Genomic DNA, 20,859 nt, shown 5'->3' with positions numbered 1-20,859 from the left:
TCACCCTTTATACATTCCTTGCGCAAAGCAAACGCTTGCTTGGATTGCACTTTCAAATTTATTTAGGCAGCATCGAAATAGCCAATGGCGCGAGCCATTCAAGTCATGCGGGCCTGATGCCTGTTTGGCCTCATGATTTAGCAGCTTTAGACTGCTCAACTACTGATATCGAGGACCGCAATGCGCATTGTTCAAGCCACGCTAGAACACTTGGATTTGTTGACTCCTTTATTCGTTAAATACCGGGAGTTTTACGGCGAGTTATCCTTCCCTGACTCATCACGCTCCTTTCTGGAAAAGCGCCTGCGCCGCAAAGAGTCAATTATTTACCTGTCACTGGCAGATGAAGAAGACAAGCTGCTCGGCTTTTGCCAGCTATACCCAAGCTACTCCTCGCTAGCCCTTAAACGCGTGTGGATTCTCAACGATATTTACGTTGCAGAAGACGCCCGTCGCCAGTTGGTTGCCGACCGCCTGATTCAGACCGCAAAGAAAATGGCCAAAGACACCAATGCCGTGCGCATGCGAGTATCAACCAGCAGCGACAATGAAGTGGCGCAAAAGGTTTACGAGTCGATCGGCTTCGTGGTTGATGAACAATTCAAAAACTACGTATTGCCAATTAACGCGGACTAAATCAACAGCCAGTGCCGAGGCACTGGCCAGCGCAATGCATCAGCGAGCTAGACTCACCAGCAAACCGATGCCCAGTTGCAGCAGTACAATTACCACCACCCAGACTCGCCACCTGACGATTTTTTTGGCCGAGTGACCGCTGCCCTGGCTCTGCTGAAGCGGTTGTTGCAGCGCTTGCTGGAACTCTGAAAGCGCATCAAACCGCGACGCAGCCTGCGGTGCCAAGGCCCTTGCCAACACGCCGTCCCAGCCATTGGGCAGGCGGCGGTTAAAGTTTGCCAAGGGCACATACCGGCTAAAGGGGCTGGCCTCTGGCCGCGCGACTTCAGGCCACTGACCGCACAACAACCAATACGTTAGCGCAGCCAATCCAAACTGATCAGCCCTTCCGTCAACGCTGCCGTCGGTCGTGCGCAGTTCGGGCGCTAAGGGCAAGGCATCTTCCGGCAAGACTTGCCGCGGCGCCCCTGGGATCAACATCGCATGCTCGCTGAATAACAAAATCCGTCCCGACTCACCAATCAAGATATTGCGCGGGTTCAACACCAATCCCTGCATGCCACGCCGCTGCAGCGCACGTACCGCATCAATAGCCTGCTTGATAATCGACATCACTGTTTGCGCTGACAAAAGCCCTTGCGCCGCAGTCCAATCAACCAGGCTACGCATATCCACTGCGGGGTACTCAAACAACATGAAGGCATGGGTGCGAGGAGTGAAGGCCGACAACACCTGAGGCAAACCTGGCACAGGGCTACGCCGCATAGCCCACTCGCGCTGCCAAAAAACATCATCAGCGGGCTGCGCAGATAACCATAGGAGCGCGCAACGACTAGCACCATCGACGGCTCTAAATACCCGCCCTGGGGGACCAAATGAACAGCTTCCGGTTAGGGTCCAGCCATCAACCTGCATACCCGTCCCAGCGTTTTCAACCACCGGCCATGATGCACAACCATGGTCGTTACTGATTCCTTGCGCATCCCCCAGTAACAAGAGTGCGCCAGCACTTGGCGCACTCAATAGCGGCTCAAGCAGTGCCTGTAACTCGGTTGCACTGTCTGTTTGGCAAGCTTGGCTGTAGGCGTTTAAATCGGCCACCCCCAATAGCGGCTGTGGTGCCAATAGCAGCAGTTCACCCGCAATTAATGGCAAACTGTGTTGCACCAGCGCCAACTCAGCCTGCTCGCCCATTTGCATACCTTCACGCCCGACCAGGGTTTGCACCCGCCGGTTTTGATAGCGCATTAAACCTATAGAGCCGGCCTGCAAAAACTGCACAGCACCCTCTTGCAGCAAGAGCAACCCGACATTGAGCTCTGCTATCTCGCGCCCGGCTTGTTTGCGACGAAATAACTGCTGATTCAGCGCCGCCAGCACCTGACGTGCGGCCTGCGCCTCGCTCCAACTTTGCGGTGTGCACCGGTAGTCTGCAAACAAGGCATCCAGATAATGCTCTATGCTTTGCACCACATCGGCGCATTCGCGTGCCCAAAGTAATGCCACCATCAGCACTGGCGGACGCCCGTTACGTCCAGCCATCCACACCGCTCGAACCCGGGCAGCCTGGCGCGGCAGGTCTATCCCACTACCGAAGACCACTGTGGCTGCTGGGTGCTCCATGCGCTCTATAGGCATCTTAATCGCTCCTCGCCAACGGACTCAGCAAGCCTGTGCAGCCTTTGTGCCGTTTTCGCTGATTGCTTATGGCATGCACCACAAGCAGAGCACGCGAGCGCCCGCAGGGCACTGGGAGTGGTTATTCAGCAGCGAAGATGAAGATGACGCGCAGTTCCTCCAGCGGGAACTCAATTGATGCTCAAGCCGCGTGTACACTGCGTCCGACCAACGGCTAAGTAGGCAAACGTAGCAACCATGCGGGAATACGCCTATAATCTCGCCACTTTTTTGGCCCATTTCAAGGGAGTTCACCCATGAGCTACAGCAAGATTCCGGCAGGTAAAGACCTTCCGAACGACATCTACGTCGCCATCGAGATTCCGGCCAATCACGCGCCGATCAAGTACGAAATCGATCACGACAGCGATTGCCTGTTCGTTGACCGCTTCATGGCTACGCCAATGTTCTACCCAGCCAACTATGGCTACATCCCGAACACCTTGGCTGATGACGGTGACCCGCTCGACGTTCTGGTTGTAACGCCTTACCCCGTTGCACCTGGCGCGGTGATCCGCGCGCGTCCAGTTGGCGTGCTGCACATGACCGACGAAGCAGGTGGCGACGCCAAGCTGATCGCCGTACCTCACGACAAGCTCAGCCAATTGTATGTCGACATCAAAGAATACACCGACTTGCCGGCGCTGCTGCTTGAGCAGATCAAGCACTTCTTCGAGAACTACAAAGACCTCGAAAAAGGCAAGTGGGTAAAGGTTGAAGGCTGGGGCGATGCTGAAGCCGCCCGCGCTGAGATCCTCAAGGCAGTTGCTGCTTACAAACACTAAGCGAACGCAATCGCCAATTGAAAAAACCAGCCTAGTGCTGGTTTTTTTGTGCCTGTGAACTGCTATCGCTCATGCTCACCAGAGCCGCCAGGGGAGTCATCATGCAGCGGTAGCATCACGTTGAATACGCTGCCTTCGCCAAACACGCTATGGCATTCGATCCTGCCGTCATGGTGTTCAACCACGGCTTTCACCATGGCTAAACCCAGGCCCACTCCGCCAATCGAGGGGTCTTTGGAAAATCGTTGGTAGTTCTGGAACAGCCTTTCGACGTTCTCAGCACTGATGCCCTCGCCTTGGTCTGCGATGGCACACATTGCAACACCTTGCTCGGTGGAAATCGCCACGCTGATCCGGGTGTTCTCAGCGCTGTATTTAACCGCGTTCTCCAACAAGTTGAACAGTGCCCTGCACAACAACCCCGGATCGGCCAATACCACGGCTTCCGCCTCGGGAAGATGGGTTTCAACCGTGATCGACTTACTGCGCGCAAATGACCAGACCTCATCCACCGCATCCTGCACAATGCTATCTAGCAACACCGCTTCAAAGCTGTAGGCCGAGGACTCCGCCTTGGTCAACTGCAAGAAATCATCAGTGAGGCGCAATGCTCGATTCACCTGTTGCTCAATACGGGTAAACACCTGAGCATGCTCATGACTTTGCGCTTGATGCATCGAAAGCAACGACAGAATTGCCGAATGAGGCGCGCGCAAGTCATGGGAGAGAAAGCGCAGCATACTGGCGCGCTGCTCTTCAGCTTCACGCTCACTGGTTAAGTCAATCAAGCTAATGAGCCACCCGGCGGCAGTACCTCGCTCCGCTCTCATCATGGGCGCGACTTCTGTACGCAGGCTCAACCCTTGCGGGGTCCGAAACTCGCTGTCGCAGAGACTCTTGAACTGATCAGAGTCACTGGTTTGCCCCCCATATCCTTCTGGATGGCCTAGGCGCTGCAGGTAGTCATTTAAGTGACGACTCAGCCGATAGTCTTTGACCAGCGCCCGCGCCCGCCGATTGGCAAACAATATTTCCCCGTCTTTACGGCACATCAAACTCGCAACCGGCAGATGCTCCAAACCATCCGTCATAAACCGACGGGTATTGCGCACCTGATCAACTGCACGCTCAAGCGCAATGATGCGTTGCTGGATGATGTCACCGGCAAAACGGCCTGGGCTAAATTCCCGCTCTGGCAATACTTGCGGCTCCTGATCAAGTCGCGCCAATTCCCAACCGAGGTAGCTCAAAGCGGCACTTAACCGGCGCCAGCTCCACAATAGATAAGCTAGAAATACGCCTAACAAACTGGCTGAAGGTGGCCACCACCAGCCAGCTTGCAACAACAACAAGCATCCAATTAAGGTCAGGGTGACCACACTCAGGCTCAGCAGCAACGCAAAACGCAGACCCGACAACAACATAATCGCCAGTAATAAAACCACGGGGGCAACAGCTAAAAGCGCACACAACCCACTCGGAAGCTCGGCAACACTGCGTCCCTGCAACAGCCCGTTTAAAATACTGGCCTGAATTTCTATACCCGGCGTGCCCCCTGCGGTACCAGAGATCGGTGTGACATAGTGATCACCTAATCCAGGGGCGGTTGCCCCGATCAGAATAATACGGTCACGCAAGAGCGAATCTGGCACTTCACCGCGCAAAATGCTTGAGTACGACACGCTCGAGAATGCTTGAGCACTTTTCAGAAAGGGTATGCGGATCGAGTGATCATCAACCCAACCCAAGGCATTACTTTGAATGGCTCGCCCCGGCAAAGAGTTTGCGCTGGCAGATGGATTGATTAATGCGTTAGCCACCCACGCCATTTGGAGGCGCGGGCTACCGACCAAGCCTTCACGCAGATGAACGCTGCGCACCACCCCATCGCTGTCAGCCTGCACATTAATGTGGCCAATCCCCCAAGCACATGTTCGCAGCGCTTCAACAGGAAGAAATTCACTCGGTGCACCATCGGCCTGCTCGATGTGTCGGCGAATCGACGGCAACACCACAACGCCCGACCTGCATACTGCATCGGCAAAGCGCTGATCAATATCCGGGTTTAGCCCGGGCTCGCTGAAAATCACATCAAAGAGTACGACGGCGGGTTTGGCCTGGCTCAGTTGATCAAGCAACTTCGCGTGAACATCACGCGGCCAAGGCCATCGACCGATCTGCGCCAAGCTTCGATTATCGATTTTAACCACCAGAATCCGCGGGTCGGCATGCAATCGAGTCATCGACAGCAAGCGATCGTAGATCAGCGAGTCAAAGCCCAGCGCATGGGTCAACGAAAGCCCGGCCGTTAGCGGGATCAAAATCAAGGTCACAACAATCCATTCGCGGGCGATGCGACTGAATAACTGGCGAGACATCGAAAATGAGTATCGCCGTTCTACCTTGGCTCTTGACCTAGCGCTGTTGTTTGTCACTCGTGCCAAAACCCTCAGTACTGACTTGCGACAGGCAAGAAGTGCATCACATGATAGATTGAAGTTAGCCCCTCAAGACCCAACTCATCGAATGCAGTTAGGCGCACGTAATACAACGGAAGATCCAGCCCAGTAAAACTCACTTCAGTTGCCGCTGAAAACTGCTCGCGCTTGATCCGTAAAAAAGTCGGATCACTGGCCACCTGCACCCGATAGCGCTTCGCACCTACCAAGGGTTTAATCAAAATGGTCCAGTCGCCCTGCGCAGTCGCACTGCCCTGCTGGCCAAGTAATTGCGGTCCCGGTAACAAATCGACCGCACTCAAACTGCCTTCAGGCACCACCCGCATGCCCTGCTTGGCCTTGATTAAACTGGATGATTCGAGCGCTGCATCGCGCTCAACCGCAAGGCTGCCACTGAGTACCTCAGTCAACACGGTGTTTTCATCTGGCACTTGGCGTGCACGAAAGTGTGTGCCCCGCACCCCCAGAACGCCGACGGGGGTGAGTATCTGAAAGTGCTCAACCTGAGGTTCGCGCTTGTGCACATAGGACTCAACCTGCCCTTGCAGCAGCTTAATTTGCATGACTTTTTTATCTGACTGCAACACGACACTGCTTTGCGCTGGCAAAACGATACGGGAATCATCCCCCAGCATTAGCGCAACAAATGCATTACTCCCGGTGCGAATACCTTGCTCCTGCTTGATCTCCATCCCTTCTGCCAAGGGTGTTTCTTTGCCGCGTTTATCGATCAACCAAGCCTCACCCTCAAGTGAGTCAACCATAGCAGGCAGCGGCTCAGGCACCTCGTCAAATGCTGTATTTGCGCTGTTTAAAGGGGGCAATTGTTCGGCATAAAGCGCCATGCTTAACAGCAGGCATATTGCTCCCAAACTGGCCGTCATGACGGTACCCATGTTGCGTTGCGCAGGACTCATAAGCGGACACCCGCCTGCATGATTGAATGACTCAACGGCAAAACTTCCTGTTCTAAATACTGATAGATCCCGGCTAAAACAAAAGCGCCAGAGTCAGCCAAGGATGACTCATCGGACACGCCGGTAAAACATTACGCTAGGCCTCGACCCTGAAACCAGTTCATTCGTCCCTGCACCAGCCGCTTGGCTGATCACAAACCGCTACATAAAAAACAAGGCTAGCCAAAAATGATCAGCCTTGTTTTGTTTGGTATCTGAAAAAGAGTCGCAGTTCTGTGATTCTCAGCGGCCCACAATACTGCCACCGTCAAACGAACAACCCAGAACAACCAAGGTTGAGAAATTGCCCTTCGCCGGCAAACATCTACGGTATGGCTACGCTCGGAGCCAACCTACCCAGTATTTTGAGATTTAGCTGACAATCCGAAATATGACCAACTGGGAGGGGGCACATCCTTGTGCATGCATTGCAGGAGTCCGGTTGCAGAACCGGAGACCCGCTTTTGCCAGCTACCGTGCAGTAGCGGCTGCGTTATACGTCATCCTTGAGGCATCCTTGCCCAGTAGCATCCTTGCCACTTTCGCTGCTCATCGGGCAAGCCCGGCAATCAGAGAGTCTTGCTCCAACATGGATTCCATCCAACATTCCCAAAAGTACTTGCGCACACAGCACAAAACTCTGTTTCCATATGAAAACTGCAGGCTCACATCGCAATCAACCGGCTCAAACCGTGACCGTTGAATGCGCTAAACAGGTCCTTTGCAATCGCTTTTGGCAAGGCCCCTCCTGGACCTGCCTGCCGTTTTCATCAACGGCTTCCATGCCGCTTGCTTCAATCCATCGCCTGTCCGTGAGCAATGAATCAAACACCTTTACTGGCTGATGACTCAGACCATTTAATTCAAAAGACCCAGCGCGGTTTTGCCTGCTGAGCCGGCGCCTGCTCAACAAGCACGCTTGGGCTTTCTGCTTTCTGCCGAGCCATTGTTTCTGTCGTATCCATAGATGGATAACCAAGCAAAAGGGTGCCCTGTGTATCAGGGGCAAACACGGGTACCTGACACACGTCAGCGTCGCGCCCATAAGCGGTTATCATCGGCATAATTAGCTGCACGCTCACAACAAGGCAGACGATCGCAAGTGCCACTCCCCATATCCGACACCGTCTGCAACCTTGCCCCCCATGCATTCCTTGAATCCTTGCTTTGATCCCGCAGAAGTTCTTACCTAAAAATGCTTGTAAGCAGCTTCAAGTGGGGTAAATTTAACAAAGCGTGGCGCAATTTTAGGCAAACCTCACATTTGTTCAGATTTGCTCATGAACGATGCATAAGAAAAACGCCTCACCTGATTCAGCCCACTCGTTAAATGGATACGGATAACTCCAAGCTATGCGTGTAGCAATATTGGATGACGAACAAGCTGAGCTCGATCGCATCACGCTCACCCTGCAAAGCATTGCAAAGCGGGGTGAGGCCCCTTGGAGTTTGCATGGCTTCAATCGCGGTGAAGAGTTACTCAAGCAGCTAAAACGTGAAACATTCGACCTACTCATTCTCGACTGGCAACTGCCGGATGTGAGTGGACTGGCTGTTCTGCGCTGGAGCAAAAAGCACCTGGAACAACAGCCGCCAGTTATCATGCTAACCAGCCGCAATGGCGAGCAGGATGTGGTGCTGGCCCTTAATGAAGGCGCCGATGACTACATCAACAAGCCTTTTCGCAGCCAGGAATTGCAAGCCCGAGTCCTAGCCGTTTTACGCCGCCAAGGCAGCATTGCACAAAACAAAAGCCCATCGCTTGAAGTCTACGACTTGCTGTTTGATGACACAGAGCAGCAAGTCAAGCGTAACGACACACCGATCAATCTGACTGAGCGCGAATACAGCCTGGCAAAATGCTTGATTAGCAATATCGACCGCCCCCTCTCCCGCGAATACCTCTATGAACGGTTCTGGCCGCGCGAAGAAATCCACTCATCACGCCCGCTGGACACCCACATATACCGCCTGCGCACTAAGCTCGGACTGACTCCCGAAAACGGTTGGCGACTTGCGACCATTTACGGCTACGGCTATCGGCTGGAGCGAACGGCCAATGAATAGCAAGGCGCTTAATTAAAACGCTGAAACAGTTAGGGGTGGCCCCCTGCCCCGCGTCTTGTTACAGTCCCCGCCCGCGCTGCTCGACAGACAAAGACTGCGCACAGATTTAGGCAGTTACGGCTTACCAAAAATGAGCCGCGACCGCCCCCTAAAGCCGGCCACAAGCCGGCTTTTTAATTGTCCGAAATAATCCTATCCCATTAGCCCTTGAACGCCGGCTGCTGCTTACTCAGTTGGCGTATCACACTATCAAGGTGCGCACGGGCACTCTGTGCTTCGCCGATGCGCATTTGCGCAGCTGTTTTTTTGGCAACTTCAGGCGCCACTGGCTGCAGCGGCACGCCGGTGCTCATGGCGCGAATCTGCACTTCAGCGGCGCGCTCTAAATAGTAAAGATCGTCCCAGGCCAATGCCGGATCAGCGCCAATAACCATCACCCCGTGGTTCTTCATAAACAGCACCTGCGCATCGCCCAGCGCTGCGGCAATCCGCTGCCCTTCACGCTTATCCAGCGCCAGACCATTGAAGCCATCGTCCACCGCGATCCGGCCGTAAAACTTCAATGCTGTTTGTCCCGCCCAGCGCAATGGCTCGCCTTCGAGCATGGCCAATGCCGTGGCGTTTGGCATGTGGGTGTGAAACACAGCCACTGCATTTGGGTTCAGGCGGTGCACTTGGGCATGTATGAAAAACGCAGTGGTTTCTGGCGCACCATCGCCGCATACCGCTTGCCCGTCAAAATCGCAGATCAACAAGCTGGCAGCAGTAACTTCGGCAAAGGCCAGGCCAAAGGGGTTTACCAGAAATAAATCTGCATGCCCCGGCACCAGCATCGAGAAGTGGTTGCAAATACCTTCCGCCAACCCCAAATGCGCTGCCATGCGCAGACATGCACTGAGGTCGACACGCGCCGCGTGAATCTGGGGCGTATCAAAATCAGCGGGGCGCCAGGTATGGGTGTCGCCTGCACTCAGTTGACTTGTCATTCTGCGGCTCCTTAATTCTGGGTCCAGCCAAGGTTTTCAAATAGCGGCCGCAACTCATCAAGCGCTGCCAGCACCGCATCAGGTTTGTAGTCCGCTGGGGCGACGCGCCCGGTGCCGCGGTCGATCCAAACACAGTGAAACCCCATATCCCGTGCGGCAACCAGATCAAGGTGCGGGCTGGCGCAGATATGCAAAACCTGCGAGCGCTCGACATCAAGCGTGGCGTGGGCAAAGTCGAACAATCGCGGATTGGGCTTATAGGCTTGAGCCTGTTGCGCGGTAATGACCTGGTCGATATACCCGCCCAACTGCGCCACATTACCGGCGATGATGTTGTCGTCGGTATTAGAAACAATGCACAGTCTGAATCCTTGCTGCTTAAGCCAGCTCAAGGTTTCGACCACCTCGGGAAACGGCGGCATGCGGCCAATTCGAGCAACGAATGCTTCGCCATCGGCCTGTTCATAAGCAACCCCCAAATCTGCCAGCGTGCTGCGCAGCGCCTGCTCAGAGATCTGCCGGAAGTTCATATAGCCAGGTTGCTGCTCCAGGCTGTGCTCATATTGATCATAGACACGGATGAAGTCCGCCTCACGCTGGCTAATGCCTTTAAGCGCCAGCAACTCACGAACGCACTGGAGCAAGCCTTCATCCCACTGGATCAGGGTGCCGTAGCAATCAAAGGTGAGCCATTGCGGTTTTGCGAGGGTTTGAAGTGACATGACACATAGCCTCTTGGTCATTGAGGGGGAGTTATCCAATCATCGGCGCCACTGTATTAATTTAAAAATTAAATTATGATTAAAAAATAATTCATTTATCCAATTAACAATATCGAAGCCACCGCCATGCTTGATCTGGACCTGCTTAAAACCTTCGTTAGCGTTGTCGACTCCGGCGGTTTCACCCGCGCCGGCGATCGCATCAACCGCACGCAATCGACCATCAGCCAGCAAATCAAAAAGCTCGAAGAACAGGTTGGCTGCCCCCTGCTGATCAGGCACCGCGCCAGCAAGTCGATCCAGCTGACTGAAGATGGGGAGCGCCTGCTCAGCTACGCCCGGCGTTTAGTCAGCTTAGCTATGGAAGCCAGCGACATGCTCAGCACGCGCGACATGCGCGGCGTGGCCAGCCTTGGTGTGCCTGAGGATTTCCCGCTGGATCGGCTTATCCAGTTGCTGACGGGCTTTAACCTACGCTTTCCCGACATCCGCCTCGACACCCGCAACGGCCTCAGCTGTGATCTCAATGAGCAATTGCAACGCCGCGAGCTCGACCTTGCGTTGATCAAGCGTAATGTCGAGCAAAGTGCTGCGATTGCTAGCTGGCCTGAACGACTTGAGTGGGTCGCAGGCGCGCAGTGGAATTTGCAACAACAGAGCATTGCCTTGGTGGTCTATGAGCAAGGCTGCCTGTATCGGGAGCGGGCCATTCGTGCAATTGAAGCAAGCGGGTGGCGCTGGCACATCGCGTTCTGCTCGCAGAGTCTGGCGAGTATCCAGGCCGCGGTGTCCGCCAACATTGGCTTGAGCCTGCTACCGCAGAGCGCGATAAGAGCCGAGCACCAGATCATTACCGGCCAACACGGCCTGGTCGCACCCGCACCAACGGAATTAGCCTTGGTGGCTTCGACCAAGATTCTCAGCAACATCCAACAGTGCCTGGCCGATTATGTGGTCGAACACCTCCACCAGAGCGTTTAGCGCTTGGTTTTATAGGCGCGCGGATCGACTCCCCATTTCTGCAGGCGCGATGCCAAGGTCGTCGGTTTCAGGCCTAACAACTGCGCAGCACCGCCTGCGCCGGAAACTTTGCCGTTGGCGCGCTTGAGCATGGCCAGGGTATTGTCGCGCAGCTGGCGCTGTAGCTCATCGTCGGCGACCGGTTCATCGATGTCGTTACCTAACGCGCTTACAACTGGATCAGCACCCGTTGCCAGCAGCTCATCAAAGCGCAAACGCCCGTCGACAGACACAATCACCTGGCGCTCAATCACGTTCTGCAATTCACGAATATTGCCCGGCCAAGGGTACTGCTTGAGCACCTCGACCTGAGCCAGCGGCAAGCGCACATCGTGCTTGTTGAACGACTCACAGGCGCGGCGCAAGAAGTGACTGGCGAGCAAAGGAATATCCGCGACTCGTTCGCGCAGCGGTACTGAACGCACCGGAAAAACGTTGAGGCGAAAGTACAGGTCCTCACGAAATGAACCCGCACTGATCATTTCCCGCAGGTCGCGGTTGGTCGCGGCAATCACTCGCACATCCACTGCCCGCGTGAGGTTATCGCCCACCCGCTCGAACTGTTGATCTTGCAGGACCCGCAGCAATTTACTTTGCTGCTCCAAGGGAATCTCGCCGACTTCATCAAGGAATAATGTGCCGCCGTCAGCCAACTCGAACCGGCCAATGCGGTCACTTATAGCGCCGGTGAACGCGCCTTTGACATGGCCAAAAAACTCACTCTCAAATAAATCACGGGGAATAGCCGCGCAGTTAACCCGAATCAAAGGCCGATCACTGCGCCGACTGCTGGCGTGAATGGCTCTGGCAACCAGTTCTTTGCCGGTACCGGATTCGCCGCTGACCAAGACATTGGCATCGGTAGGCGCAACCAGCTCAATCTGCCGGATCAGATGCAAAACGGCAGGGCTTTCGCCAACGATGTCATGATGATTTCGCTCGGCTTTTATTTCTTCTTGCAGGTATTGGTTCTCAAGTTCCAGACGCTGCTTTAACTGTTCAACCTCATTGAGCGCTTCACGCAACTTCAACTCAGCTTGCTGCCGCTCGCGAATATCGCGAAAAAGCACCACCGCGCCGACCAAGCGGCCCATCTCGAAGATCGGCGTACTGGTGTACTCCACCGCAATGGCCTCACCATTTTTATGCCAGAACACCTCATTATCGACCTGATGCACCTGACCATCACTGAATGAGGCATGTATTGGGCACTGCTGCACCGCAAAACGACTGCCATCCTTGTGGGTGTGATGGAACATCTGATGCGCGTCGTGTCCAATCATATCGCTGGCACTCCAACCCAGAATGCGCTCGGCAGCAAGGTTGACGAAAGTGGTCTGGCCTTTGGCGTCGAGCCCGTAAATGCCTTCACCGACAGCCCCCAGAATTAGGCGATTTTGCCGCTCAATGCGCTCGAATACCTGCGAAATGCGCTCCCATCCAACATGGCCCAAACGGTGCTGCCGCCTTGCCTCAGAATGATTACGACGCTTCTCCAGCAGGTCCCGCGGCTGAATCATAAACAGGATGCGTTTGCCATCCGTCATCAGCCGCGCATTCACTTCAACGGCATGGGGGATGCGCTGCAAATCAAGCACATTGAGATCATCCGACCAGGCCTCACCACGGGCCAATGCCTCATCGGTAAAGCTGACCCAAAGCGCGATCCCATCGCCGAAAAAATGGCTGAAGCGCAGGCCAGCGCAAGCACTTGCCGAGCATTTCAACAGGCTCAGGCCGGCGGTGTTTATCTGCAACAACGCATCAGCCACAGGATCCACAATCAACATGGCTTGTGGAGCGCTGGCAAAGGCATCATCGATCACTGAACGCTTCATCATCCAAGCCCTGCATTTAATAGCGGTCAAAGTAGGTGCGTTATAAATACACGAAATACCGTAAACACGTTAACGGGATGTCGTTAATAACGAATATTCGTATTTCAATTATTTCAGCAAGGCGCGAATAAGTTCATATTTTTCAGGCGGTTACTGCCCTATCTAAAGTTGGCACAAGTCTCGCAATTCATCCCACAAGCCACAGCGCATCGTGCCGCTGCACGCGATACCAACATTAGCTTGAGGAGAGACTCGCCATGAATAAAGAAGAAATGCATCACCTGATAATGGCCGCCAAAGCGCGTAAGGAAATGAGCTGGGACAGTTTGAGCACCGCCATTGGCAAGTCGCCAGTATGGCTGGCTTCGGTCTGCTATGGCATGAACAGCGCCACCCCTGAAGTTGCCAAACACCTGTGTGAGGTGCTTGAACTGAACGAGGAAGTGGCCGCGGCCCTGACTGCATTCCCGACCAAAACATGGGACTTCGCAGTCCCGCAGGACCCACTGATTTATCGCCTGTACGAAGTAGTCGGCGTCTACGGCGACACGCTGAAAGATGTGATACAGGAAAAATTCGGCAACGGCATCATGAGCGCCATCGATTTCGCCATGCATGTCGATAAAGTCGAAGACCCCAAGGGCGACCGCGTCGTAATCACCCTTAATGGCAAGTTCCTGCCTTACAGCGTCTGGTAATGCTTTTTACCTATCGCGTCGTCTTGCGCGCCAGCCTCCTGCACAACTGCAACCCCGGCTGGCCGCACACCTAATTCGTAAGGAGATCGCAATGTCCTATCTCATGCCCTCAGAGTTCGTCACCAAGATGGTCGACGCTGGCGAGTCCAAGGTTTTCATGTCCACCCGCGATACGCTGATCCGCGCTTTTATGGCCGGCGCAATCCTCGCGCTGGCCGCTGCTTTCGCCATCACCATTGCCGTACAAACCGGCTCACCCCTGCTCGGCGCGGTGTTATTCCCCGTGGGTTTTTCCATGCTCTACTTAATGGGCTTTGATTTGCTCACCGGGGTCTTTGTACTCACGCCACTGGCGTTACTCGACAGACGCCCCGGCGTCACAGTCAATGGTGTGCTGCGCAACTGGGGCTGGGTTTGTCTCGGCAACCTTGGCGGCGCTTTGACCGTGGCTTTGATGATGGCCTTTGTATTCACCTATGGCTTTAACGCCGACCCGGGCGCGGTCGGCGCCAAGATCGCCGGCATCGGTGAAGCCCGCACCCTCGGCTACGCAGAGTACGGCGCGGGTGGCTGGATGACGATATTCCTGCGCGGAATGTTGTGCAACTGGATGGTATCAATGGGTGTGGTCGGCGCGATGATTTCAACCACGGTCAGCGGCAAAGTCATCGCCATGTGGATGCCGATCATGCTGTTCTTCTTTATGGGTTTCGAACATTCGATCGTCAATATGTTCTTGTTCCCCTCGGCCATGATCATGGGCGGCAACTTCTCCGTCATGGATTACATGATCTGGAACGAGATCCCGACGGTCCTGGGCAACCTTGCCGGCGGCTTAGCCTTTACTGGTTTAACGCTGTACAGCACCCACATCAAAACCGGTGCTAAACGCGTAGCCGTGTGACCCCTCCGGCAAATCACTCCTGAGGGGCATGCGCTCCGTGCGGTGCGCGCAGAACCTCGCGAGTCAGCCCTCCAGCAACCGATAGCCCACACCCGCCTCGGTGATAATAAAGCGCGGCGCGGTGGGGTCATCGCCGAGCTTTTGTCGTAAATGGCCAATAACCACACGCAGATAATGGCTGTCATCGGTGTGACTCGCGCCCCAGACATCTTTGAGCAAATGCTGCTGGGTGACAACACGACCCAAGTGGCGTGCAAGTATGGCCAACACTGCATATTCCTTACGGGTCAACGCAACCTCCAATGCATTGAGCGTCACCCGGCGATAAGCGAAATCCACACTCAACGGCCCACAACGGATGACTGCCTGGGTTTGCTCGCCGCTACCCGCCTGGCGCAGCAACACCCTTACTCGTGCCAAAAACTCCTGGATGCCAAACGGCTTGGTCATGTAGTCGTTGGCACCTGCATCCAACGCTGTCACTTTGTCCCCTTCACCTGAGCGTACCGACAGCACCAGCACCGGAACTTGCGACCAGTCGCGTAATTCTCGCAGCACTTGTTGGCCATCCATATCTGGCAAGCCGAGATCCAGCACCACCATGTCGGGCTTGCCCAATGCAGCTTGGGCCAACCCATCGCCGCCATCAGCACTTTCGATCACCCTGTAGCCTTTAGCCACAAGGCTGATACGCAAAAACTTGCGAATCTGCGCTTCATCATCAATGACTAAAACAGTCGGCTGATTACTGCTCATACTGATTCGCTTTCCATGATCGGTTGCGGCGATAACGGTATATGCAGAGTCAAAGTCGCCCCCCGCCCATCAAGCCCTTCACCGACGCTAACCCGGCCGCCGTGAGCCCCCAACATACCTTGGCAAATCGCCAAGCCCAAGCCAGTACCCTGGCCGCCGCGATCACCACGGGCAACTGTATAGAACATATCGAAAATCTTATCGCGCTCATGCTCAGGAATGCCCGGCCCTTGATCACTGACTGCAATACGCAACTCTTTGCCATCGGCTTGCGCCACAAGGCGCAACCGACCGTCAGCGGGGGAAAAGCGCGCCGCATTCTCCAGCACATTGACCAGTGCTTGCTCGATCAACGCCGCATGCACATATAACAGCGGCAGATCATTATTGATCGAGAGTTCAACCTTAAGCGGTTCGAGCACCAAACGTAATCGCTGCATGGCACTGGAGATGATATCGCAGGGTGCTACCCAGTCCCGCGCAAGTTTAAGTGCACCATGGCCAAGTCGGGTCATATCGAGCAGGTTCTGAATATATCGATCGAGGCGCGCTGCTTCATCACGGGTGCTTTCCAACAGATCCTTACGATCGGCAGCAGGTATTTGCTCGCCTAACGTCAGCAAGCTCTCGATTGAACCGCGCATCACCGTCAGTGGCGTGCGTAAATCGTGGGAAACCGAAGCCAGCAAGGCACTGCGTAACTCTTCGGTTTGGCCGTGCAGGCGCGCCGCCTCCAAATCCTGAGCAAGCTGCGCGCGGCTTAATGCCTGCGCCAGCGGTTGGGCGAGCGCTGCAATCAAGCGACGCTGCGCACTGGCCATGGGTGCGCCATTTTTAGGGCTGACTCCAAGCATGGCGAAGGTGCCGGTTTCACCCGCCAGCGGCCACCACCACCAGCGCCCTCCCGGTAAGGTATCGGTACCCAGCCCTGCTGGCTGGCTGTGCTGCCACGCCCAATCGGCAGCAGCTCGCTCTTGGTCTGTAAGTACGCGTTGAGCCCCAGCCTCAACCTTCCACACATCGTCGTTCCCACGCTCCAGAATACTGGTGTCCACATCTTGCCACAGTGAAAACTGCTGCATGGCCGCGCTGAGCACAGCCTGACGATCAGTAGCAGCCGTCAGCTTGCTGGATAACTCGAGCAATGCAGTTGTCTGCGCCTGAGTATCTCGCAAGGCCTCCAGTTGCTGACGCTGACGACTGGCCAAGTTGCCAGTCAATGCCGCCATCAGCAAAAAAAACAGCAAGGTCAGGACATCCTCTTGCCGCGCAATACTCAAGGTCAGTGTCGGCGGGATAAACAAAAAGTTGTACGCCAGAAACGAATAGCCAGCACAGGCCAACGCGGGCCCTAAACTGCTGCGCACTGCCACAACCAGGACTGCCGCAAGGAACACCAGCGAGATATTAGGCAGCTCAAGCACCTGCGATAACCCTAGAGCTACACCTGCGGCCAGAACTGCTGCAACCAATGCCTGTAGGTAGTTTCGCCAGATTAGCGCAGGCCTGATCCGGCGGTGCTGTACCCTTCGTTCTGGCTCGCAGTCCAGTGCCGAGATTTCCAGCCCCTGGCCTTTGAGCATCAAGCGTTCGGCAAGCCCCCGCCCAAACCAGCGGCGCCAGAATCCTGCACGACTTCGCCCCACCAGAATCAGGCTGGCGCGGCGCTCTCGCGCATGTTCAAGTAAGGTTTTCGCACACTCGCCGCCACGTAAGCTGACGACTTCCGCTCCCAAACGCTCGGCCAGCTGTTGCGCAGCTTGTAATGAACTCAATCGTTGCTCATCGCGGGGTCTACCGGTATCGATATGCACTACAGACCAAGGCAGGTGACGACGCTCTGCTACCCTCCACGCATGACGCACCAAACGCTCGGCCTGAGTATCGCCGTCGATACCCACCAAAAGCCGTCCACGCAACGCAGGGGCATCCAAACCCTGTAGCCGGTAACGGCGAGTCAGCTCGGCATCAACTCGCGCAGCCGCCGTTTGCATTGCCAACTCACGCAAGGCAGTCAGGTTAGTCTGACTGAAAAAAGCATCTATTGCGGCACGCGCTTGCTCCGGCACATAAACCTTACCCTCACGTAAGCGCTCAAGCAGCTCTCGGGTAGGCAGATCGATTAGCAGAATCTCATCGGCTTCTTGCAGCACCCAATCCGGCAAGGTTTCGCGCACTTGCACGCCGGTGATATCCCGCACTTGGTCATTGAGCGATTCGAGATGCTGAACATTGACCGTGGTGAATACATCGACGCCGGCATCGAGCAACTCCTGCACGTCTTGCCAGCGTTTACTGTGACGACTGCCGGGGGCATTGCTATGGGCTAACTCATCGACCAATACCAGCGTTGGCGGCTGTGCGAGAATGGCGTCCAGGTCCATCTCGCTCATCATCACGCCGCGATACTCCAACTTGCGCTGCGCTTGTTGCGGCAAGCCAACCAACATCGCTTCGGTTTCAGTGCGCCCATGAGTTTCTACAACCCCTACCCGCACATCGCTGCCCATGCGCTGCTGCGCCTGAGCAGCCTGGAGCATGGCAAAGGTTTTACCAACACCCGGTGCAGCCCCTAAAAACACCTTGAGCCGACCTCGCGTACCTCTGGGTAAATCAGCCAGCAGGGCGTCGGCTTGGGTTACATCGCTCATAGGCTTACTCAGCGCGGGACAGACTCTGATTTTCCGCCAGCGCCATGTTAAGCGCTAGCACATTGACCACTTCAGGCCCAATTAAAGGTGCTTCTAGCTGCGCATCAATGAGCCGCTCAAGTACTGCTTTAGGCATATTGCGCTCACCGGCGATGCGCGCCACCTGATAACGCGCCGCAGCGGGTGATAAATGCGGATCAAGACCACTGCCCGATGTCGTTACTAGTTGCATAGGTACAGCGCCTTGCCCGGCAACCTGCCAACGCATGGCATCCTCGGCGATTCGCTTAGCCAATGCAGGATTACTAGGCGCTAAATTGCTCGCACCGCTGGCCACTGTTGCGTAATCGCCTGCTGAGGGACGTGGCTGGAACCATTGCGCGCCCTCAAAGCGCTGCGCCAGCAATCTACTGCCGCGCACCTCACCCTGAGCATCATGTATCAGACTGCCATTGGCTTGCACTGGAAAAGCTACTTGAGCGATGGCGGTCACAGTCAACGGATAAACCACGCCAGTGAGCACCGTCATACACGCCAAAAGACTCAACGCCGGGCGGATTTGCTTAAACATAATCGACTCTCCAAATTCTATACAGCGCCTGTGCAACCATCTTTAAACACACCAGAAAACATCAAACCAAGCCAACTGCCACCAACAGCATGTCGATCAACTTGATACCGACGAAAGGAGCCAGCAAACCGCCCAATCCATAGATCAACAGGTTGTTGCGCAGCAGGCTGGCTGCATCTGTTGCTTGCACGCTCACTCCGCGCAGTGCCAGCGGGATTAGGGCAACGATGATTAGCGCGTTAAATACAATTGCCGAGAGAATCGCGCTTTGCGAGCTGTGCAGTTGCATCACGTTAAGCACACCTAGCTGCGGGTAAACCCCAATAAAAAGCGCAGGCAATATGGCGAAGTATTTGGCGACATCATTGGCCACCGAGAACGTGGTAAGCGCTCCACGGGTGACCAGTAACTCTTTACCGACTCGCACCACATCAAGCAGCTTGGTGGGATCGGAATCAAGATCAACCAGATTGGCCGCCTCACGCGCGGCTTGAGTGCCATCATTCATCGCCATGCCGACGTCAGCCTGAGCCAGCGCCGGAGCGTCATTGGCGCCATCACCACACATGGCAACCATTTTCCCCTCGGCCTGTTCACTGCGAATACGTTGCAGCTTTTTCTCGGGCGTAGCCTCGGCGATCACATCATCAACACCTGCCTCGGCGGCGATGGCAGCAGCAGTCAATGGGTTATCGCCAGTAACCATCACGGTACGAATGCCCATGGCGCGCAACTCAGCGAAACGTTCACGAATACCTGGCTTGACCACATCTTTGAGATGGATAGCGCCCAGTAAACTGCCATCTCCTGCCACCAGCAACGGTGTACCACCGCTTTGAGCAATCTTGTCGACGGTCCGCGCCATTGCAGCAGGCATGTCAGCCCGATTCATATTGAGGTAGGCAAGCACTGCATCAACGGCACCTTTACGGTAGCTGTGACCGTTGTGGTCGGCCCCAGATAATCGTGTTTCAGCGCTGAAAGCGATCGCATGGATTGCCGAGCGCACCGGTTCCTGGACAGGCCCAAGATTACGAATATATTCGACGATTGATTTACCTTCAGCGGTGTCATCGGCCAGCGATGAAAGCAATGCCGCTTGAGCCAGATTCTGCTGAGCAATACCAGGCGCCTCGATCAATGCACTGCAACGCCGATTGCCGAAGGTGATGGTGCCTGTCTTATCGAGCAGTAACACATGCACATCTCCCGCGGCCTCAACTGCTCGGCCCGACTTGGCAATAACATTGAGCCGAACCAGGCGGTCCATCCCCGCGATGCCAATGGCCGAGAGCAAGCCACCAATAGTGGTGGGAATAAGCGTCACCAATAACGCCACCAAGTAAACCAGCGGCACGTCACCTCCGGCGTAACGGGCGAAGGGCTGCAATGTGGCGACCACTACCAGAAAAATCAGTGTCAGGCCGATCAACAGCATGTCCAGCGCCATTTCGTTTGGCGTTTTCTGCCGCCGCGCGCCTTCAACCAAGGCGATCATCCGGTCCAAGGTCGACTCACCAGGGTTAGCGGTGATCTTCACCAACAACCAGTCAGACACCACGGTGGTGTTACCGGTGACGGCAGAACGGTCGCCGCCTGACTCACGAATCACCGGGGCCGATTCACCTGTGATAGCAGCCTCATTGACGGCAGCGATACCTTCGATAACTTCGCCATCACCGGGAATTTGCTCTCCCGCCTCAACCCGAACAACATCACCGCGACGCAATTCACTTGCTGCAACAGACTGATACTCGCCCGACTGAGTTAGCCTGCGCGCGCCGAGCCCTTGGCTGCCGGTCCTGAGGCTATCGGCCCGGGCCTTGCCACGTCCCTCCGCCAGCGCCTCGGCAAAGTTTGCAAATAACACGGTGAACCACAGCCACAGCGCTATCTGCACTGCCAGCCCTGTGTTCACTGCCGGATTGGGTATAAAGCACAGCACAGTAGTGACAATCGCCGTTAGCGCGACGACCAGCATCACGGGAGAACGCTGTAACTGGCGCGGGTCCAACTTCATAAAAGCCTGACGAACCGCCGGCTGCCACAGTGCCGAAAGACTGGTTTTGCCATGAGTCAGGGTCTTTGCCTGCGGGTGTTGCGTTTGAGTATGGGCATTCATCATGGGTCTCC

General features: G+C 55.4%; 16 protein-coding genes. 6 read left to right on the top strand and 10 right to left on the bottom strand.

The window, feature by feature from the left end; translation table 11 throughout:
• Positions 1-180 precede the first annotated feature (180 nt).
• Positions 181-636, top strand: coding sequence for a GNAT family N-acetyltransferase (locus tag AACY09_RS18495; RefSeq protein WP_339490111.1), 456 nt, complete (start codon positions 181-183; stop codon positions 634-636).
• A 39-nt stretch (positions 637-675) separates the two neighbouring features.
• Here the strand turns inward: AACY09_RS18495 and AACY09_RS18490 are convergent, their stop codons facing one another.
• Positions 676-2,274, bottom strand: coding sequence for a protein kinase (locus AACY09_RS18490; RefSeq protein WP_339490110.1), 1,599 nt, complete (start codon positions 2,272-2,274; stop codon positions 676-678).
• A 296-nt stretch (positions 2,275-2,570) separates the two neighbouring features.
• On the opposite strand from AACY09_RS18490, the gene ppa reads away from it, so the two are divergent.
• Positions 2,571-3,098 (top strand): inorganic diphosphatase, encoded by a 528-nt coding sequence (gene ppa / locus AACY09_RS18485; protein ID WP_339490108.1) that lies wholly within the window; start codon positions 2,571-2,573, stop codon positions 3,096-3,098.
• Between the two features lie 62 nt (positions 3,099-3,160).
• Here ppa and AACY09_RS18480 read toward each other — a convergent pair whose 3' ends face one another.
• Both AACY09_RS18480 and AACY09_RS18475 read right to left on the bottom strand, forming a co-directional pair.
• Positions 3,161-5,476, bottom strand: a complete 2,316-nt coding sequence (locus AACY09_RS18480; RefSeq protein WP_339490106.1) for a CHASE2 domain-containing protein — start codon at positions 5,474-5,476, stop codon at positions 3,161-3,163.
• A gap of 71 nt (positions 5,477-5,547) precedes the next feature.
• Complete coding sequence (locus AACY09_RS18475) at positions 5,548-6,474, bottom strand: FecR family protein (RefSeq protein ID WP_339490104.1); 927 nt, start codon at positions 6,472-6,474, stop codon at positions 5,548-5,550.
• A 1,392-nt stretch (positions 6,475-7,866) separates the two neighbouring features.
• Between AACY09_RS18475 and AACY09_RS18470 the strand changes: the two genes are divergently transcribed.
• Positions 7,867-8,580, top strand: a complete 714-nt coding sequence (locus AACY09_RS18470; protein ID WP_339490102.1) for a response regulator transcription factor — start codon at positions 7,867-7,869, stop codon at positions 8,578-8,580.
• A gap of 200 nt (positions 8,581-8,780) precedes the next feature.
• Here the strand turns inward: AACY09_RS18470 and AACY09_RS18465 are convergent, their stop codons facing one another.
• Together AACY09_RS18465 and AACY09_RS18460 are read right to left on the bottom strand one after the other, a co-directional pair.
• The gene (locus tag AACY09_RS18465) at positions 8,781-9,566 is read right to left on the bottom strand and encodes an aldolase (RefSeq protein WP_339490101.1); all 786 of its coding nucleotides are present in this window, start codon (positions 9,564-9,566) and stop codon (positions 8,781-8,783) included.
• Between the two features lie 11 nt (positions 9,567-9,577).
• Positions 9,578-10,288, bottom strand: coding sequence for a haloacid dehalogenase type II (locus AACY09_RS18460; RefSeq protein ID WP_339490100.1), 711 nt, complete (start codon positions 10,286-10,288; stop codon positions 9,578-9,580).
• 126 nt (positions 10,289-10,414) lie between these two features.
• Between AACY09_RS18460 and AACY09_RS18455 the strand changes: the two genes are divergently transcribed.
• Positions 10,415-11,269: a LysR family transcriptional regulator gene (locus AACY09_RS18455; protein WP_339490099.1), complete on the top strand. Its 855-nt coding sequence runs from the start codon at positions 10,415-10,417 to the stop codon at positions 11,267-11,269.
• Here AACY09_RS18455 and AACY09_RS18450 read toward each other — a convergent pair.
• The gene (locus AACY09_RS18450; protein ID WP_339490500.1) at positions 11,266-13,146 is read right to left on the bottom strand and encodes a sigma-54 interaction domain-containing protein; all 1,881 of its coding nucleotides are present in this window, start codon (positions 13,144-13,146) and stop codon (positions 11,266-11,268) included. The genes AACY09_RS18455 and AACY09_RS18450 overlap by 4 nt on opposite strands.
• A 257-nt stretch (positions 13,147-13,403) precedes the next feature.
• Here AACY09_RS18450 and cynS point away from each other — a divergent pair, with 257 nt between their 5' ends.
• Positions 13,404-13,844, top strand: coding sequence for a cyanase (cynS, locus tag AACY09_RS18445; RefSeq protein WP_339490098.1), 441 nt, complete (start codon positions 13,404-13,406; stop codon positions 13,842-13,844).
• Between the two features lie 91 nt (positions 13,845-13,935).
• Positions 13,936-14,748 carry a formate/nitrite transporter family protein gene (locus tag AACY09_RS18440; protein ID WP_339490096.1) on the top strand — a complete coding sequence of 271 codons (813 nt, stop codon included), beginning with the start codon at positions 13,936-13,938 and terminating at the stop codon, positions 14,746-14,748.
• Between the two features lie 63 nt (positions 14,749-14,811).
• On the opposite strand, the gene AACY09_RS18435 is transcribed toward AACY09_RS18440, so the two are convergent.
• The 4 genes from AACY09_RS18435 to kdpB all read right to left on the bottom strand — a co-directional run bounded on the left by AACY09_RS18435 (position 14,812) and on the right by kdpB (position 20,848).
• The gene (locus AACY09_RS18435; protein ID WP_339490094.1) at positions 14,812-15,504 is read right to left on the bottom strand and encodes a response regulator; all 693 of its coding nucleotides are present in this window, start codon (positions 15,502-15,504) and stop codon (positions 14,812-14,814) included.
• Positions 15,501-18,155 (bottom strand): sensor histidine kinase KdpD, encoded by a 2,655-nt coding sequence (locus tag AACY09_RS18430; RefSeq protein WP_339490092.1) that lies wholly within the window; start codon positions 18,153-18,155, stop codon positions 15,501-15,503. Before AACY09_RS18430 ends, AACY09_RS18435 begins: the two co-directional genes overlap by 4 nt.
• 4 nt (positions 18,156-18,159) lie before the next feature.
• Positions 18,160-18,726: a potassium-transporting ATPase subunit KdpC gene (kdpC, locus tag AACY09_RS18425; RefSeq protein ID WP_339490090.1), complete on the bottom strand. Its 567-nt coding sequence runs from the start codon at positions 18,724-18,726 to the stop codon at positions 18,160-18,162.
• 61 nt (positions 18,727-18,787) lie between these two features.
• Positions 18,788-20,848 carry a potassium-transporting ATPase subunit KdpB gene (gene kdpB, locus AACY09_RS18420; protein WP_445323882.1) on the bottom strand — a complete coding sequence of 687 codons (2,061 nt, stop codon included), beginning with the start codon at positions 20,846-20,848 and terminating at the stop codon, positions 18,788-18,790.
• Positions 20,849-20,859 lie beyond the last annotated feature (11 nt).

Origin of the sequence: Pseudomonas sp. EL_65y_Pfl2_R95, assembly GCF_963971045.1 — a bacterium.
Classification (GTDB): domain Bacteria; phylum Pseudomonadota; class Gammaproteobacteria; order Pseudomonadales; family Pseudomonadaceae; genus Aquipseudomonas.
This window is presented reverse-complemented; position numbering and strand designations above follow the sequence as displayed.